This is a genomic window from Pirellulales bacterium, from assembly GCA_035533075.1.
Taxonomy (GTDB): domain Bacteria; phylum Planctomycetota; class Planctomycetia; order Pirellulales; family JAICIG01; genus DASSFG01.
This window is the reverse complement of sequence record DATLUO010000281.1, coordinates 25944-42405: the sequence shown is the minus strand read 5'-3', so window position 1 is coordinate 42405 and position 16462 is coordinate 25944. Positions and strand designations below refer to the sequence as shown.

Annotated in this window: 13 protein-coding genes; 8 read left to right on the top strand and 5 right to left on the bottom strand. The window is 63.4% G+C overall.

Annotated features, from left to right (window positions below; genetic code table 11):
• Window positions 1-144: 144 nt before the first annotated feature.
• Complete coding sequence (locus VNH11_35040) at window positions 145-1065, top strand: hypothetical protein (GenBank protein ID HVA51610.1); 921 nt, start codon at window positions 145-147, stop codon at window positions 1063-1065.
• A 240-nt stretch (window positions 1066-1305) separates the two neighbouring features.
• Entirely contained in the window at window positions 1306-1749 is a 444-nt protein-coding gene (locus tag VNH11_35035) for a hypothetical protein (GenBank protein HVA51609.1), read from the top strand.
• Between the two features lie 311 nt (window positions 1750-2060).
• Here the strand turns inward: VNH11_35035 and VNH11_35030 are convergent, their stop codons facing one another.
• Complete coding sequence (locus VNH11_35030) at window positions 2061-4382, bottom strand: glycoside hydrolase family 2 TIM barrel-domain containing protein (GenBank protein ID HVA51608.1); 2322 nt, start codon at window positions 4380-4382, stop codon at window positions 2061-2063.
• 106 nt (window positions 4383-4488) lie between these two features.
• On the opposite strand from VNH11_35030, the gene VNH11_35025 reads away from it, so the two are divergent.
• Complete coding sequence (locus tag VNH11_35025) at window positions 4489-4716, top strand: hypothetical protein (protein HVA51607.1); 228 nt, start codon at window positions 4489-4491, stop codon at window positions 4714-4716.
• Window positions 4717-4747: 31 nt separating this feature from the next.
• Here VNH11_35025 and VNH11_35020 read toward each other — a convergent pair whose 3' ends face one another.
• A complete protein-coding gene (locus tag VNH11_35020; protein HVA51606.1) occupies window positions 4748-5149 on the bottom strand; it encodes a hypothetical protein in 402 nt (133 codons plus the stop codon).
• A 75-nt stretch (window positions 5150-5224) separates the two neighbouring features.
• Between VNH11_35020 and VNH11_35015 the strand changes: the two genes are divergently transcribed.
• Window positions 5225-5749, top strand: a complete 525-nt coding sequence (locus VNH11_35015) for a hypothetical protein (GenBank protein ID HVA51605.1) — start codon at window positions 5225-5227, stop codon at window positions 5747-5749.
• A 124-nt stretch (window positions 5750-5873) separates the two neighbouring features.
• On the top strand, window positions 5874-6065 hold the full coding sequence (locus VNH11_35010) for a hypothetical protein (protein ID HVA51604.1): 192 nt from the start codon (window positions 5874-5876) through the stop codon (window positions 6063-6065).
• Window positions 6066-6070: 5 nt separating this feature from the next.
• Here VNH11_35010 and VNH11_35005 read toward each other — a convergent pair whose 3' ends face one another.
• Window positions 6071-6226, bottom strand: a complete 156-nt coding sequence (locus tag VNH11_35005) for a hypothetical protein (protein HVA51603.1) — start codon at window positions 6224-6226, stop codon at window positions 6071-6073.
• A gap of 155 nt (window positions 6227-6381) precedes the next feature.
• On the opposite strand from VNH11_35005, the gene VNH11_35000 reads away from it, so the two are divergent.
• Together VNH11_35000 and VNH11_34995 are read left to right on the top strand one after the other, a co-directional pair.
• Window positions 6382-6555, top strand: coding sequence for a hypothetical protein (locus tag VNH11_35000; GenBank protein ID HVA51602.1), 174 nt, complete (start codon window positions 6382-6384; stop codon window positions 6553-6555).
• 1384 nt (window positions 6556-7939) lie between these two features.
• On the top strand, window positions 7940-11215 hold the full coding sequence (locus VNH11_34995; protein HVA51601.1) for a S53 family peptidase: 3276 nt from the start codon (window positions 7940-7942) through the stop codon (window positions 11213-11215).
• Between the two features lie 633 nt (window positions 11216-11848).
• Here VNH11_34995 and VNH11_34990 read toward each other — a convergent pair.
• Both VNH11_34990 and VNH11_34985 read right to left on the bottom strand, forming a co-directional pair.
• On the bottom strand, window positions 11849-12142 hold the full coding sequence (locus tag VNH11_34990) for a hypothetical protein (GenBank protein HVA51600.1): 294 nt from the start codon (window positions 12140-12142) through the stop codon (window positions 11849-11851).
• Between the two features lie 99 nt (window positions 12143-12241).
• Window positions 12242-15388, bottom strand: a complete 3147-nt coding sequence (locus tag VNH11_34985; protein HVA51599.1) for a protein kinase — start codon at window positions 15386-15388, stop codon at window positions 12242-12244.
• A 344-nt stretch (window positions 15389-15732) separates the two neighbouring features.
• Between VNH11_34985 and VNH11_34980 the strand changes: the two genes are divergently transcribed.
• On the top strand, window positions 15733-16320 hold the full coding sequence (locus tag VNH11_34980; protein ID HVA51598.1) for an RNA polymerase sigma factor: 588 nt from the start codon (window positions 15733-15735) through the stop codon (window positions 16318-16320).
• Window positions 16321-16462 lie beyond the last annotated feature (142 nt).

The following is a 16462-nucleotide window of genomic DNA, read 5'->3' as shown; positions in this document are numbered from 1 at the left end:
AGCAGCCCGATAACGGCATTGCACCTGGGCCGGCAAGAATTCCGTTGCCTGACGCAAACGGGCCGATCAGGCGCGTTTTTGGGTTTACCCAGTCGCTATATTGGGGATTGTCATATTGATCCGCAAACGCTGGAGATTTGAACCATGACCGGCATTCTGGTCTGTCTGTCGGCCGCGGCCCTGGGCGTCGATTATGGTTGGCAACCGGTGGCCGGCGGCGGCATTGAATACATCATTCAGATCGAACCCCAAATGCTCGACGCTTTGAAATCGGGGCACGATATCTTCAGCGATCTGCCCGGCTCGGTGCGCCAGGTCCGCAGTTATCGCATCACGGTCGGCACGGCCCGGCTTCCGCACCACGGCGAGCCGCCGCCCGAATCGGCCGTTGTGCCGGCGGGCGGACCGGTGAGCGAATCCCCAGCCGACGACGATGCCGGGGCGGAGACCAACGACATTGATCTCTCGCAGTTGCCCGGTCCCGTGCTTCGACCGGCTCTCACATTGGAAGACCCGCGTGTCGCCGGCCATGAACCCCGACGCATCGCGGCAGATGCCGAGCCGCTCAACAGCCGCGTAGCGGGCTATCACAGCAAATCCAGCGGCGCTGACGATTCGTCGCCGAACGAGGCGGAACATCGCGAGGCGGCCACGGCGGCGCCCCATGTCGAACGCACTGAGCCGCAAAAGCCGGCTTCGAACAGCAAGACCCCGACCGACACCGAGGTTCATGCGCAGGCGAAGAAAGAGGATTCTCCCTCGGACCACAAACCGGGCCTGCCGGTCGCCCCCCCGCTCAAGCCGTCGCTGATGCAAGTTGGACTGTTCGCATCTCTCGGCTGCAACGCATTCTTGTTCTGGGTGGCCACCGGACAGCGAAGCCGCTATCGGGCCTTGGCGCGACGGATGTTTGAGGGAGCCGCCCCAGCTCCGGCGGCGGACGCCTTGATGGACGCTGGTCAGACCAGTTTGCCGCGGTGGGAGCAACTGCCTATTGCGGATAAAGAGGCGAAGACGGGCGGTCTTTCGCCGCCATCGGACCAGCCGCGGCCCGAAATCTCATAATTTTTTTTGAGCGATCCGCGATACAGAGGCTTTTTTCGACCTCGATTAACATGCGTAAGTCGTGTGGCGACAGTATGTTATGTCACGAGATTTCCGGGCGGATGGCCGTTTTAAGGCATCGTTGCATAAACCGAAAATTATGGGATGACAAAGCCTTGCCGACTCGATAATCTGTAGGACATATACCGATGCGGTATTGTGCTTACTTGTTTCGCGAATCCGCGGCAAAGGAGAATTTCGATGAAGATGCGTGCTGTGACTGCTTTGGCCATTGCGGCCCTTTTGACCGCCTCGCTCTACGCGGCGGAGAAGGTGAGCTTGGAGAAGGCCAAGTGCCCGGTGTCGGGCAAGGAGTGCAAGGAGGACACCGGCGTCGCCTATAAGGGCGCCGCCGTTTATTTCTGCTGCAACAACTGCCCCAAGGCGTTCGCCAAGGACACGGCCAAGTTTGCCACCAAGGCGAACATGCAGCTTGTGGCCACCGGCCAGGCCAAGGAAGTGAAGTGCCCGCTCAGCGGCAAGGACCTGAACACGGCGACCGCCATCAAGGTCGACGGCGTCGCGGTCTGCTTCTGCTGCAACAACTGCAAGGGCGCGGTTGAAAAGGCGAGCGGCGATGAAAAACTCGAGAAGGTCTTCGGCGACAAGGCTTTCGCGAAGGGCTTCGAAGTCACGAAGAAGTAAACCCACGTCGAGTTGCGATCGGCGCCAGGCGCCCGGAAATGCTCCGGGCGTTTTTTTTGCGCGGACCGTATTCTTCGTCGCGCGGCCGAGAATGACGCCTTGGCGATGGCTGCGGCAGAAGCTGGCCGGGAACGACCCGGCAACGACCAATACGCGCCACCGGCCAGCGGATGCCCGGTGGTGGCACTACCGGGGCATCGCTTGACCGTCACGCGATTGAAGGACGCCAGCCGCTATCTGGCCAAGCTCTGCCCCAGCCACCGCTTTTATTCGCGCGGCAAATGTCTCATTCTCGGCCGCATGAAGTTTACTTACTTTCCGGCGCGAATCCCTTCTTCGCCCGGCGTTTCCATCACGTCCACCAGCCCGACGTCAATGTACTGGCCGCCGCCGGTTTGCTTGCAATGCACGGCCAGCACGTTCGAGCCGGCCCGCATGGCGGCGCGGGCCTCTTGCCGCATGGGGAAGGCGCCATACCCGACCGTGAAGCCGGGCAGTGTCGCCGCCAGCACGCCGTTGATGTAAATCTCGGCGTCTTCGTCGTGGTGGACCATCAAGTGCGGATCGCTGAACAGCCCTTCGCCGACGGCGCTGTCCGGCACGTCGAACGTCCGCCGCAGCCAAATATCGGGCGTGTTCCACTCGGTACGCACCACCGACCCCGGCGTGCTCTTGGTGCCGAAGCCGGCCGGCGCCAGCGGCCACGATGAATCGTCGAACTTCTTTTGCCGCCAACCGTCGGCGGGCCTGGTGGTGGTATACCGCCAGTCGGTGGCGGTTTCTTCCGAGGTCGGAACCACCGCCAGCAGCCGCGGCGGCGGCAGGTAGAGCCGTCGATGCGCGGCGGCCAACCGCTCGGCCGGAATCTTCAAGAACTCGCGATCGTACGTCAACAGCCCGTTCACCTCGGTCTCGACGTCGGTGGTTTGCGTGTAGACGGCGGCCGAAAGTCCCGGCGACGAAGTCAACTGCCGCAAACCAAACAGCAGCCCGAAATAGGCATCGGCCAGCGCGGTGCGGTCGCCGTAGTTGCGATATCCCCAGTTCTTCTCTCCCAGCCAGGTGTGGCCTTTCAGCGGCAGCCCTAGCCCGCCGTATTCGCCCAGCACGGCCGCTCGCTTCGGTTCGGGTTCGGGCGAGTTGGGGGCCGGGTAGTTGTGGATGTCGTGTACGTCGCCGACCGGAAAGTCGTTCCAGCCGCTGGCGCAATTCACCAGCCGCGACGGGTCGTGTTGCTTCGTCCATTCGGTGACGCGGACCGTATCGAACTGGCCCCAGCCCTCATTGAACACCACCCACATCACCACGCTGGGCGCGTTGTGCAGATTGTCGATCATGGCCCGCAGCTCGTGCTCGTAAATCGCCGCCGACTCCGCCGACCGCTCGATCTCGCCTTTGCCCGGCCCCACCGACTTGTCGCCGCTGGGCATGTCTTGCCAAACCAGCAGTCCCAGCTTGTCGCACCAATAATACCAGCGGGCAGGCTCGACCTTGACGTGCTTGCGGCACATGTTACAGCCGATCTCACGCGTCAGCTCCACGTCGTAACGCAGAGCCTCGTCGGTCGGAGCCGTGTAAAGCCCGTCGGGCCAAAAGCCCTGGTCGAGCGGGCCAAACATGAACAGCGGATGGTCGTTCAACTGGATGCGAGTCACGCCGTTCTCGTCCGGCCCCAGCGAAACTTTGCGCATGCCGAAATAGCTCGTCACGCGGTCGCCGGGTTGGTCGCCCGATCCGAGCGTCACCGAAAGGTCATACAACCACGGTTCGCGGGGCGACCAGAGACGCGCGTCGGCCAACTCGACTAATAGCTCTTCGCCGGGCCGGCCGTTCGCCGAAACGGCCTTGACCGGCGCAGTCTTTTCTCCCGCACTGGCTCCCGCTACGCTCACGGTCACGCGGTCGTCGCCCGTTTGGCCGGCACATCGCACGGTGACCCGCACGGCGTGCCGATCGACGTCGGGCACGATCTTCAGCGACTCGATGTGGCCCTTGGGCACGGGTTCCAACCAGACCGTCTGCCAGATGCCGCTGGTGGGCGTATAGTAAATGCCGCCGGGCTTGTTGACCTGTTTGCCGCGGGGCTGCGGTCCGGCGTCGGTCGGATCCCACACGGAGACGACGATTTCCTGCTCGCCGCGCTCGCGGAGGGCATCGGTGATGTCGAAGGTGAAGGGATCGTATCCGCCGCGATGCTCGCCGACCGGTCGGCCGTTGACCCAGACTTTGGTTTCCCAATCGACCGCGCCGAAGTGCAGCAGCAAGCGGCGGCCCGCCCAAGAATCGTCGCGCGAGAACGTGCGTCGATACCAGAGCCGCTGGTCCTGCCCCACGCGTTTCATCACGCCCGACAGCGCCGACTCGACGGGAAAAGGCACGAGGATTTGCCCCTCGTACTGTGCGGGCTTTTCGGCGGCTTTCGGCTGGACGGCGTACTGCCACAGACCATTGAGGTTCTGCCAATCGGTCCGCACCAACTGGGGCCGCGGATATTCGGGCAGGGGCCTGTCGGGCGACACGTCGTCGGCCCAGCGGGTCTTGAGCGGCCCTTTGGCCGGCTGCCAGTCCGCGGCGGATACGGTGTCGATTGCCAGGCTGAAACAGGCCAGCGTCAATAAAGTGCGCGTCATCATCGGCGTCCCATCGTTACGAACCCAGTTGCCACAACGGAGATCAAGTCTAGTTCCGACCCACGGCGAACGCCAGCCCGCGTGATGGACCCCGAAACCCGAAGACCGCGTGGCGAAGCCGCTGAATGGTCTGCCCGACGGCAACGAGCCGTCGCACCTGGCCGACGCGGTTTACAAGCTTAACCAGCGGCAGACGCACATCGACTTTCACGCTGATGGCGGTGCGGTCCGCTGGGAGTGGCGGCAGAAAAAGGCGACTCGTCACCCGTCGCACAACGGCAAACCCAAACGGCCGGCCCGCCGCAATGGTCGCCGCGAGCGCCAAGAAGATCGATAAAACGTCGATTGAAGATCGATCCCCGAGATACTCAACTCGGCTCTGATTCGTCGGCCGCAACCGGCGGCATCGCACCGAAGGCACGTAGAGGAGCGGGAGGCGGATTCAAAACTTCGTCAGGCAGCAATCCCCGCAAGTCATTCAACAGCGCTTCACGAGCGCCGATGACCTCATCAACCGACCATCCGAACACCGACGCCAATGACGACGGAAATGCGTTCGCGAACGACACCAACTGGACGCCGTCGCGGATACCCAGCTTTTCTAGCTCAATCAGGATATTCCGGGGCGCAAGCAGCCCGTCACCGGTCAGCCGAATGCCAAAATCGCCCGGCCGCGTCGTGGCGGTCGCCAGAGGTCTTAAAGACAGAGGTCTTAGGGTCAGGTGAGGCATTTCAAAGCAAATTCTAATTCGTTTCGGCAGTTCAAGCAAGAAGACAGTCCGTTAAATTAGCCAACTGCGGAGCACGCCAATGTCCCTTGACCCCTCTAATATGCACGCGCCGCTTTGGCGACCGTCGGTATCTGCCCCGAAGCGCTTTGGAATTACAACGGCACTCCAATTCCGGGCAATATAGGCCAACAGTCCGCGGCCGATCCTTCCGCGGCTGCGCAGGCCGACGCGGGCGGTCGGCTTCTCACCCCGGGGCTGTATCAGTCGTCGGGCGGTGCTGCCGCCGTGCTGAGCGCTCTGCAGAGCGGGCAGCGCCCGGTCGCCATTTCCGTACCCGTTTTCCGCGACGCGCTGAACCCATTGGCCACGAACTGGAATACGGCGATCGGCGCACTCTACGGCCGAGTGATCGACCCTCTACCGACGTCGGTGGTGGCGGGCGGCCATGCAATTTGCGTGACTCGGTTTGAACCCGACCCATCCGAACCCGTGGGCGGCTGGTTCATCCTCCGCAACAGTTGGGGCAGCGTTTGGGCCACCCAGGCGCCTTCTCCCGGCTATTTCTCCCCCGAAATCGGCTACGGCCAAATTTCCGCGACGTACATCGACAAGTATCTCTGGGAAATGATGGCGTTTTAGGCCCGCCAGTTCGATCGTAGAAAATCGAGTGAAGATCGAGAGAACGTCGATTGAAGATCGAGTCAGCCTGTGCCAAAGTACCGCCATCGCTCGTGAAATGACCGGGCGATGAAGCGGGGAAGTCATGCGTGAAAGCATTGCACTACGGCAGCAGTTGCGAGACGCGATCGACGATGAAATCGCCGAGCGGACGGCCGCGCATCAGCGGACCATCGCACGTCTGAAATCGAGCACGCAAGTGATCGCCGCGGCAGCGCTGGCCGGCGCGCCCGTGCCCGCCGAGCCGTTGGTCATGCTGGCCCACGGCGACTCGTGATTCGACTACCCCCTGGCCGGCAACGACGTCTCGGTCCACAGCACCGACATCGTCGCCCAGCTCGCGCTGATGGGCAACACAAGCCCGGTGATCCTCCACGTCTCGCACGTTGGCGACGCCACCACCGAAGAAATGTCGCTGCCGAAGCAGGAGCGGATCATTCAGGCCCTTCGCTCACAGCTACGACTTTGCGATTCCCAACGGCTCGCACCCGGCTTGTGCCGGCCCTTGGCTCAAACCGTCGCTCGACTATTGTGGCTGGAACCTCGCGCAAGGCACGTCGATTGTTCGGCAAGCACTAGCCACCTTCAACACGATGCTTCTCGGCTTGGCGGGCAACGCCGCCAACAACTTCATTCTCGTCAACACACAAGGCACGCTTAAGCCCGGCGACTGGGCGAACGAGTTACATCCTTATCCCGACGGCTTCAAGCAACTCGCCGGACATTTTGTGCAAGCCCTTCAGGCTCGATTTCCAGGCCAGATTTAGCCCCTGAGGCAGGGCCCGACTAATGGAATAAACCCGCGACTTCGCGAGAAGATCGAGAGAAAGTCGATTGAACGTCGAGTCCACCTCTGCCAAATTACCGCCGTCTGCACTGTCAACCGTCCAGGAGGGATCGTCGCGTATCGAGTTCTAGCCGTGTCGGCGAACCCACCGGTTTTTGTCTATGAATCGAACCATCGGTCAAGCATTTCTGTTAGGACTGGTTGCTGCCTTTGCTATGCGCCTTGGACCGGATACTCGTCCGCTTACTACCGCAAACGGTTGCGGCGCCGCCCCCGTGCGGGAGCAAACCACCGGGGGCATCGACGCCCACACTGCCCTAGCATCGATTCGCGGCAAAGATCCGGAACGTTTGATCGAGGAGTTTTACAGCGCCGAATTCAACCCCAGCTCTCCTGGCTTCTTCGATGCGTTAGCGGCGGCGGTGAGCCGCGCGGCTGGCATCAGCCCGCCTAGCCCCAGTCCGCCGACGCTTGCGGAAGTCGGTTCGCTTCGTGCGGCAGCCGACGAGCACGGAATTCGCGTTCGATTCTTGATCCTATCGGTGCCCGACCCGATTGATTCCAACTTGGGTTATTTTAGCGACATCACCCTCGACGGACTCCAGCGTGCTGCCGAACGTCGAGGTTACGTATTCGATCGCTACTGGCTACCGTGGGCACCCGCACGCGATGGACCTGGGGTGAGCCCCGGCGTCTTAACCAAGACAGCCGACCATGCGCCCGGGCTGATTCTTTTTCGCTGCTCCGGAAATGCGAGCGACGTCTTAGCGGTCTTCGTCGTTGGTGAAACCCCGACCACAGGCGTCGATAAGGTTGCACTCAGAAGATCGCTCGACTTTTTGTCTTTTTGGCAGGCAACTCCACGAGCGCCGGTCTCCGCTGGGCCCGAACCGTCCGCGCCGCCGGATCCACTGTCGAAGACGAGCTTGCGGCTTCATCTCGTGGCGCCGTTCTTTTCTGGGGCTGCCTCGTCGATTCGCCTGGCGATCGGCGAGTGGTTCAAGGAATGGTCTGGAGGAGATAGCGCCGAAGCGCCCGTCGCAATTTCGTGTGTATCTGGCTCTGCATCCGCGATATCCAATAAATCGGTCCTCGAATTCCGCGAACTGTCGGCCAATCGGCCCGGCCTCAGCGTAACGTTTCATGCCACGGTTATTCCCGATTCGGTCATCCGCGAAGTGCTGCTGGACCATTTGTGGCAACACGGCATCGAACCGCATCAGGTTGCGTTCCTCACGGAGGCGGACACGAGTTTTGGCGAACAGTTATTGTTGCCGGTAGCGAAGCCCCGGCAGGGCGCCGGGAAAAAGGCGAGTCAAACCTTAACGTCGCCCCAAGGCGACGTACTTCAGGTGCCTTTTCCGATGCACATCAGCTCCATGCGAAGCGCGTACGACAAAGACTCGCGGCTGCTCACCGGCAAGCGGCGCGACGTCGATAATGCACCCAAATCGAACCTCGATCTTTCACTCGGAGACACAAGGGGGACGCCGCAACACGTGCCATCCTTTTCGCCAACCACGATTTCCTCCGTGGAGCGATCCATCGCGCACATTCTCCTGTCGATGACCCGCAGAGGGATTCGCTGCATTGGTCTGATCGCCACCGATGTTCGCGACCAGCTATTCCTGGCCGAGCAGGTGCGGTTCTACTGTCCCGAAGTTCAACTCGTGCTGTTTCGAGCGGATTCCATTTTTACTCATCCCGACGTCGGGCCTGCCTTGGAAGGTTCGCTAATCGCAACGACCTATCCTCTCATCAGCAAGAATCAGAAGTGGACTGCGCTCGATCCGCGCAGCGCATCGCGCAGAATCTCCTTCACCAACGTAGCCTCTGAGGGCGTTTACAATGCCACGTTGGCGCTTTTGGCGCAAAGCGACTTGCCTGTACCCGGCGGCAGCGAGTCGTCGCGCTGCTCCGACGACCAGCCTCGGGCGGCAAACGGCCCGGCGAGTCGAGTTGCGTTTGAGCCACTCGAATACCGCACGCCATTCGAGGACATCGGCGACGGATATCACGTCGCGCCGCCAGTATGGTTGACTGCCGTCAGCAACGGCGAATTTTGGCCCATCGCCGTCGTTCCGCGAGAGAAATGGCAACCATTGGAACAGCAGCAACTGCCCAAGAACGGCGACGACAAAACTATCCGGGACACGCCAGGGAACGCGCAAGACGCCAGCGAAAACGACCGACACTACGTTCTACGAGCTGTGAGCGAGAAAAAGCCGCATCACTCCTATCGCGATTCGTCTGCGACCTACGGCGACCCAGATATTGAAGATGGCTTGCGCGGCATGCTGGGCCTCATCGCGACGGGATTCAGCGGCTTTTGCGTGGTAAGCTCCCTGCGCTATCTGGCCGGCCACATCGTAGCGACGGCTGGCGGCGACGACGCGTTTCGGCACTACTGGTGGCCGGTGCCCTATTTTCTCTCGTTGTTGGCGGCCGAGATTGCTCTTGCTTCGCCCACGCTCGTTCATCTTTCGCTTTGGCTCCGCGGTAGAGTGTCATTCTGCTTCGGGACTGATAACTGGAGGCGTCAGGCCGTGATCTTGGCTGTATTGGCAACCGAGCACGCCGCGCTGGGCGCGGTTTTCGCAGCCGTTGCCGTTGGCACCGTCCTCGCCATGCGGCGGCCACGAATCCGCCAAGACTGTGCCCGAGTGCCCGCAGTGGTCATGCGTACCGTATCGTGGTCGTTCATCGCGGCGGCGGCCGTTGAGGCGGTCGTGCTGTATCTGGTCTCCAATCCATCGAAGCCGCTTTCCGACGCCGCGATTTTTTTGGAGCGATCGGCGCGCTTCGGCGACCGCGTGACGCCCACGCTTCCCTGCTTTTTTGTGGCGATCGCGATCGCCTGGTGGTTCCGGGGCCATCTGCAGCGTCGCAGTTTTGCGGATCGCTTTCCATTGTTGAATCCGTTTGAGCGCGCGCCGCAACAGCCTCGCGATCTCAACTATGCCGGCTTGACACAGATTATCCGCCCCTTGGTGGGTTGCCTGGAAAGCGGCCGAGGCTGGCCGTCCCGCAACGACGCCGAGGATTTCACGTGGCGAGCGGTGCTCGGGCATGGTTTTGCCTCCGTGTCGCGGGTCTTGGCGTGGCATACTTTGATCATCTTCCCCTTCTTATTCCTGGTCGTCGCTTGGGCACACTCCCTGGCGGCCTACGAATCGGCGCAGTTCAACACCGTTGTGTGGCTAACGTGGCTCGCGGTCGTCGGCCTGTTCTGGCTCACCATCTGGCAATTTCTCTGGGGCAGCTACGTGTTTTTAGAGCTCTTGCGAAGGCTGGCGCGGCACCCGATGGCCGACGCCTTCCAGCGGCTGCCGCGGAAGACTCGCAAAGCGCTGGCCTGGTTGCTCTTATCGCGCCTGCCGAGACGTTTCGAGTTGGAGGCGTCGTTGCGGATCTGGCAATCTCTGCAATGCGCGGTTCCGGGCCTGGCCGAGAATTCTAACAACACCTCGCTGAGAACGCATCTCGACGGACTACAGCTCGCCGCTCACTACAACTATCCCTCGGGCGACGGCAGCGGACAAACGGTCGGACTGTTGGAATTCGGCGGCGGGTACTTTCCCGACGACCTGAAGAAGTTCTGCAGTCTGGCGGGCATCTCACCCCCGACGGTGACCGCCATTAGCACAGACGGAACGTCCACGTCGGCAAAGGATGGCGCCGAAGGCGAAGTGATGCTCGATATCGAGGTAGTGGCCGGCGTGTGCCCCGAGGCGAACATCGCCGTCTATTTTGCCCAGTGGACGGAAATCGGATGGATCACAGCCCTCGATGCCGCAATCCAGGATAGCCATAACGACCCTGGGGTACTGTCGATCAGTTGGGGCGCGCCGGAAGACACCGACATCTGGACTGAGCAGGCGATGACGCAGGTGAATGAAAGTTTCTTGGAAGCGGCTCACTTGGGGATCACGGTTTGCCTCGCCGCCGGTGATGACGGATCGAGCGACGCCGACCTGGACGGACATGCCCACGTCGATTTTCCGGGATCGAGCCCGTATGTACTATCGGTGGGTGGCACGACGGTCCTGGCCGATGACGGATCGGCACCCGACGTGGCCTGGAAAGAAGGAGATGGCTTGCGAAACGATAACGGCGGGAGCACGGGCGGGGGCGTCAGCGCTGTCTTTCCGCGACCGGCTTGGCAGGCGGGGTTGGATAACATCATTTCGGTCAATCCAGGCGCAATCCTCGGCCGCTGCATCCCCGATTTATCGGCCAATGCTGACTGGACGGCTTCGCCCTACTTGCTGGTCGTCGACGGCCACGCGCAGCCCAACGGCGGGACGAGCGCCGCCTCGCCCCTTGTGGCGGCACTCATCACCCGCATCAACGGCCAGCGCGGCCCTGGCAAGCGGCTCGGTTATGTAACGCCGGTCCTGTATCAGAAGCTTGGCGCACAGGCCGTCGGCGCTCTCGGCTGCACTGACGTCGAGTCGGGCGACAATAACACCTCGCAGGTCGGCGGTTACAGCGCCGGTCCCGGCTACGACGCGGCATCGGGTTGGGGCACCCCCAATGGACAAAACCTGCTTCACGTTCTAAATATGGCCTTGCTCAACGGCCCGGCCGGCGCGCCGGCCGGTGCCGGTGCGGGTGCTGGCGGATCCGCCGCCGGCTAAGGCGGGTGGCAATCGTCCGGCGCTGCGATTAGGCTGGACAAGCGGTTGGTCTTGTACCGTGAATCACCCTCGGCGTTCAGTCAACCATGTTTCGCGCGACATCGATACGCTTGACGCCCGCAGACCGTGGCTGCCGATTCAACCCTCGGCGGTGCGGCATCGTCTTTGGCTGGCTGCTGTTTTTTGGCCCGCCGTTTGTTGTCGCGCTGACGGCGCAAGAGACATCGCCTCCCGCGGCGGAGACGATTCCGACCGTGGCAAAGTTGGAGCCGGCCGAGGCCCTGCGCGGCGCGCAGGTCTGCATCTTCCGCACGAACTTCCCCGCCTCGGCCGCTGACTTCAAGATTACGGTGGGCAACTCGGCCGCGTTTGCGCCGACCGCGGTTGCCGGAGACCGCAGCTATATCATGTTCAACCTGCCCAAAGACGCGCCGCTGGGACGTCAGACGGCGCGAGTCTGCATCACTGTTGACGACGCGAAGACGGGGCCGCTGCCGGCGCCCGTGCCCGGGCACAACTACGATTTCACGGTGCTCCGCGAGCCGTCCGATCCGCTCGCGTTGACGGCGATTGATCCGCCGGTCGTTTACGTGCATCAGGGCTCAATCGATTTGCGCCTTATTGGCTCGGGATTCAGTAACATCCCTCCTCGGCGGTCCATAGCTCGCAGCGAACTCCGGCATCCTGTGCCTTGCCGCCGAACCAAAAGACGATCGCGGGCCGACGATCTTCGGCTTTCCAGTCCTGCGGACGGTAGATGTGCAATTTGAGATCGCCCTGGGGCCACTTGAACACCAGCACCTCGTCGGGATCGCGCGCCTGCGCCCAGGGCGGCACCGGTCCCGGTCCCGGCTCGGCGGCGTTCGCCATCCGAGCCTGTGTCAGCCCCGCGGCCATCACCGCCACAGCCCATGTGCGTCGAAGCATGTTCCGTCTCCCGTGCTCAGCCAGCGGGCTGGTAAAAGCCAATCATGTCCGAGAAGCCCGCCCCATCCAACCCCGCGGAAGTGGAAAAGTTTCGCGCCGCTAAAAGACACATGGACCGCCTAACTCGTCCAGGCGGCGACGGCGATCTTCCAGTTCGGTCTGCGATAGCTTGCGAGCCGACTCGTGCGCGATCAACTCCATTCCCGTCAGCAGTTCAATGGTCAAACGCACGCGCTCCGGATCTCCGTTGAGCGGCGGCCACCTGTTCCAGAGAGCGATTCGGCCGTCAGAACTGCCGGCAGCCAGCCGCGTGTCGTCGGTGCTGAAGGCGATGCAGCAGACATCCTTGCCGCCGATCGGCGGCCCAAAGGCCTTCCCTGTGGCCGCATCGTGGAGCCGCGCGTGCTGGTCGGTATCCGCCTCCAGAATGTAGCCGCCATCGGGCGAATCAACGGAATTGGGGCCGGCGTCTGAATCGTTTGCCCGGCCGCGCCCGCCAGGGGCGGGGGCGGCAAGGGGCCCCGCGCGCCGCTCCGGCACCCTGCGCGCTACGTCGCCGTTCAACTCCCATCGCCTTGACGAGCCGTCGCGAGTGCCGGCAAGCAGGGCGCCGTCGGGAGCGAACGCGATGTTGTCGAGCTCACCGGGCAAGACCAAGGGTCTGCCCAACGGTTGCTCGCGCGGGGTCTGCCACAGACGGGCGCAGGCAGGGCTGTCGCCCGTGGCGATTGCCGTTACCGCCGTGCCGCCGTCGGCGCTAAAGCCCACGGCGGTGACGGGGCCCTCGTGGTGCAGTGGTTGGCCCAGCAGCGACGCCGTGGCGGTCAGAAAGAAGCGCGCCTGTCCGTCGTCGCAACCGGTGAGCAACAGCCGGCCGCCCGGGCTGAAGGCCAGCGCTCGCACGGGACGGGGGTGGGCCAGGGCAGCTCCCAGGTTCTGGCCGGTTTCCACCTGGCAAAGCTGCACCTCGCCGGACGGTTGCAGGTGCGGTTCGCCCACCGCGCCCGCCGCCGCGGCAATCTGGCCGTCGGGACTGAAGGCGACGGCGTTGACAATACCGCGCATTTTCAGGCTTTCGCCGCGGCGCTCGCCGGTGCCGGCGTCCCACATCCGCACGCCTCCGTCGGCGGCGCCGGCGAGCACGACTTTACTGTCGGGACTGAAGGCCAGCGCGACGACGGCGTGCGTGGCCTCCAACGGTCGGCCGACCGGCTCGGCCGTCGCGGCGTTCCAAAGACGCACCATCAGATCGCTGCCTCCCGTGGCAATCAACGCACCATCCGGACTGACGGACGCCGTCATCGGCCGCGGACGGCCGGCAGCGTCGACGTACAGCGGATCGTGCGTCATCGCTTGGCCGATGGGCCGGCCATCGCTGCTCCAAAGCCGGGTTTCGTCGGCGGTGACCGTTATAAACGTTTGGTCATGGCCGCAAAACGCAACTTGAATCACCGGCCGCGCATGCATCAATGCGCGACAAAGCGGCTTCTCCGTGGCAGCGTGCCAAACGCGCGCCTCTCCGCCCCCGGACCCGTTGTCGCAGCCGATCAGGATGGTTTTCCCATCGCCGCTGTAGGAGCATGCCCGGATCGGCCCCGCGTGTTCCAGCGATCGACCGAGGGGTTGGCCGGTGAGGGCGTCCCATCGCCGTGCCTGGCCATCGGGGCCGCCGGTAAGCAGCACGTTGCCGCGCGGATCAAACATCGCCGCGGTGACGGCGACGGGCGAACACTGAGCGCGATCGCTCACCACAAAGGGCATCCAGCCCGCCAAGTCCAGGCGGGCCACGCGCGCCAGGTCGCTGTCGCCGGCGTGCAAACTGGCATCGAGCGCCTCGACCATCCACAGCAAGCCGCGACGAATGTCGCCCGCCTCGCACAGCGCGGCGGCCCGATCGAGCATCATATTGGCGGACAGGCGCTCGATTTTACGTTCGTTCCGCTCGGCCGTGCCGCGAAGAACCACCTCATTCGCCGCCTGCTCCTCGGCCAGCCGCCATTGCCGGGTAACCGCCGCCACTGCGGCGACCGCCACCAGCACCAAAGCCAGCGACAACGCCGCCACGGCGGGCCGTCGCTTGGCCCATTTCCACCCACGTTCCCAGAAGGTGATCGGCCGCGCATGAATCGGCACGTGGTTCGAAAAGCGGTCCAGATCGTCGGCCAGCGCGGCCGCGCTGGAGTAGCGGGCTGACGGTTCCTTCTCCAAGCACTTGAGACAAATCGTTTCCAGATCGCGCGGAATCTGCGGTTGCAGCCGGCGCGGCGAAACGGGTTCCTCGCCGCGCACCAGGGCCAGCGTTTCCAGCGTGGTGATCCCTTGCAGCGGTACGCGGCCCGTAAGCAGTTCGTAGAGCACGACCCCGACGCTGTAGATGTCGGTGGCCGGCCCGATCTGGTCCAAGTTGCCGGCGGCCTGCTCGGGGGCCATGTAGGTGGCGGTGCCCAGCACGTCGCCATGCTCGGTGTGGCCGGAGTCGTCGGCGAGCCATTTGGCGATGCCGAAGTCGGCGATCTTGGGCAAACCGTAGGACGTCGTTCGCGCGCCGTGGTTTGTCGCGCACAGTTCCGACTCCTGCGCGCCGCGCGCCAACAAGATGTTGGCCGGCTTCAGGTCGCGGTGGACGATGCCGTTGAGGTGAGCGTGGTGGACGCCCCGCGCCACCAGCTCGATCAGCTTTGCGGCGGCCTCGCTCGTCTGCGGCTTGCCGGTCAGCCTGGCTTGCAGCGAGCCGCCCTCGACGTACTCCAACGCCAGGTAGACGCGCCCCTCGTGCTCGACCACTTCGTGGATCTGCACGATATAAGGATGCTGCAGGCGGCCGAGCGCCTCGGCCTCGACGCGGGCGCGTGCCGCTTCTTTCGGATTGGTCGTGCGCAATCGTTTGAGGGCCACCAGCCGGTTGACGCCGATTTGCCGGGCCAGATATACCACGCCCATGCCACCGCGGCCCAGCACGCCCAGGATTTCATAGCCGGGCAATTCGTGCCCGACCGGCGCGGCCTCGTCCGCTTCGGGCCGCTCAGGCCGTCGCCCGCTGGCAAGACCGAAAGTGTCTGAAGGCGCGGAGTGCGGTCGGCGCAGCGCGGCCAACAACGGGTCGACCTCGGTTTCGAGCAGTCGGACGACCGCTTCACAGGCCGAACACGTCTCCAGGTGCTCAGCCACGCGATCGACTTCGTGGTCGGCCAGCGTTCCCAAATGGAAAGCCAGCAGGTCGGGTTCGGGAGGACAATTACGAAGCACGGGGCGGGTCGCTCTCAGACGATGGGAGGGGGGTTGGGTGGCTGACGGAGAAAACAGAACCTAAAAGCGATCGGGGGTTGCGTTTCGACAAACTCACAACATACTAACCTAATCGCGGCGGCTGTGACATCTTGTGCGTTATACTTCACGCGCCCGGAAGTAAGATCCTTGGTCCCGAAGTCTCTGTAGGGAACGCCCTCCGTGGCGTTCCGCGGCTTACCAATGGACTCTCCTCGGGCGAAGCCGTGGAACGCCACGGAGGGCGTTCCCTACAGAAGCGGCGGCTCGGGTGTCATTCTCAACCGCGTGAAGTAGACTCGCCCTGGCAAGGCCGAAAGCACTCCATGAATCCGCCGGACAAACAGACCTCTTTGACGTTGTTGGGGCGGGTGCGCGACGGCGACGAGGAGGCCTGGCGACGCCTGGTACACCTCTACGGCCCGCTGGTCGCTCGCTGGTGCGGTCATCGCGGCGTGACGGGCCAGGACGCCGACGACATCCAGCAAGAGGTGTTTCAGGCGGTGGCCACGGGCCTGGAGGGTTTTCGCCGCGACCGGCCGGGCGACACCTTTCGCGGCTGGCTGCGCGGCGTCACGCGCAACAAGCTGCTCGACCATTTTCGCCGCCGCGGCAAGGACCCCCAGGCCCAGGGCGGCACCGAGGCCCACTTGCAGTTGCAGCAGGTGGCCGAGCAAGAATGGCCCGACGACACCGCCGAAGAGCTGAGCGGGGTTTACCATCGTGCGCTCGAGCTGGTGCAAGGCGAGTTCGAGCAACGCACCTGGGAGGCGTTTTGGCGGGCGGCGGTCGAGGGCCAATCGCCCGCCTTGATCGCCGCCGACCTGGGCGTTACGCCAGCGGCGGTCCGCAAGGCCAAATCGCGCGTGCTGCATCGCTTGCGCGAGGAGTTGGGCGAGCTGCTGCCTTCGTAGGATGAGGGATGAGGGATGGCGCCTGAAAAAAAATTCGTGTCACACTCCCTACGATCTCTAGGGTAACAGGCGATATGCCGCGGCGCGACGCCGCGGCCGCTGTCGTTTTTTGCTGTTCGCGCGCGGTTTGACTTGGAATGCG

Excerpts from the sequence above, each read along its gene's own strand:
- VNH11_35030 (HVA51608.1), bottom strand. The coding sequence starts at position 4,382 with ATGATGACGCGCACTTTATTGACGCTGGCCTGTTTCAGCCTGGCAATC.
- VNH11_34980 (HVA51598.1), top strand. The coding sequence starts at position 15,733 with ATGAATCCGCCGGACAAACAGACCTCTTTGACGTTGTTGGGGCGGGTG.
- VNH11_35010 (HVA51604.1), top strand. The coding sequence starts at position 5,874 with ATGCGTGAAAGCATTGCACTACGGCAGCAGTTGCGAGACGCGATCGAC.
- VNH11_35040 (HVA51610.1), top strand. The coding sequence starts at position 145 with ATGACCGGCATTCTGGTCTGTCTGTCGGCCGCGGCCCTGGGCGTCGAT.
- VNH11_34990 (HVA51600.1), bottom strand. The coding sequence starts at position 12,142 with ATGCTTCGACGCACATGGGCTGTGGCGGTGATGGCCGCGGGGCTGACA.
- VNH11_34995 (HVA51601.1), top strand. The coding sequence starts at position 7,940 with ATGCACATCAGCTCCATGCGAAGCGCGTACGACAAAGACTCGCGGCTG.
- VNH11_35005 (HVA51603.1), bottom strand. The coding sequence starts at position 6,226 with ATGATCCGCTCCTGCTTCGGCAGCGACATTTCTTCGGTGGTGGCGTCG.
- VNH11_35000 (HVA51602.1), top strand. The coding sequence starts at position 6,382 with ATGCTTCTCGGCTTGGCGGGCAACGCCGCCAACAACTTCATTCTCGTC.
- VNH11_35035 (HVA51609.1), top strand. The coding sequence starts at position 1,306 with ATGAAGATGCGTGCTGTGACTGCTTTGGCCATTGCGGCCCTTTTGACC.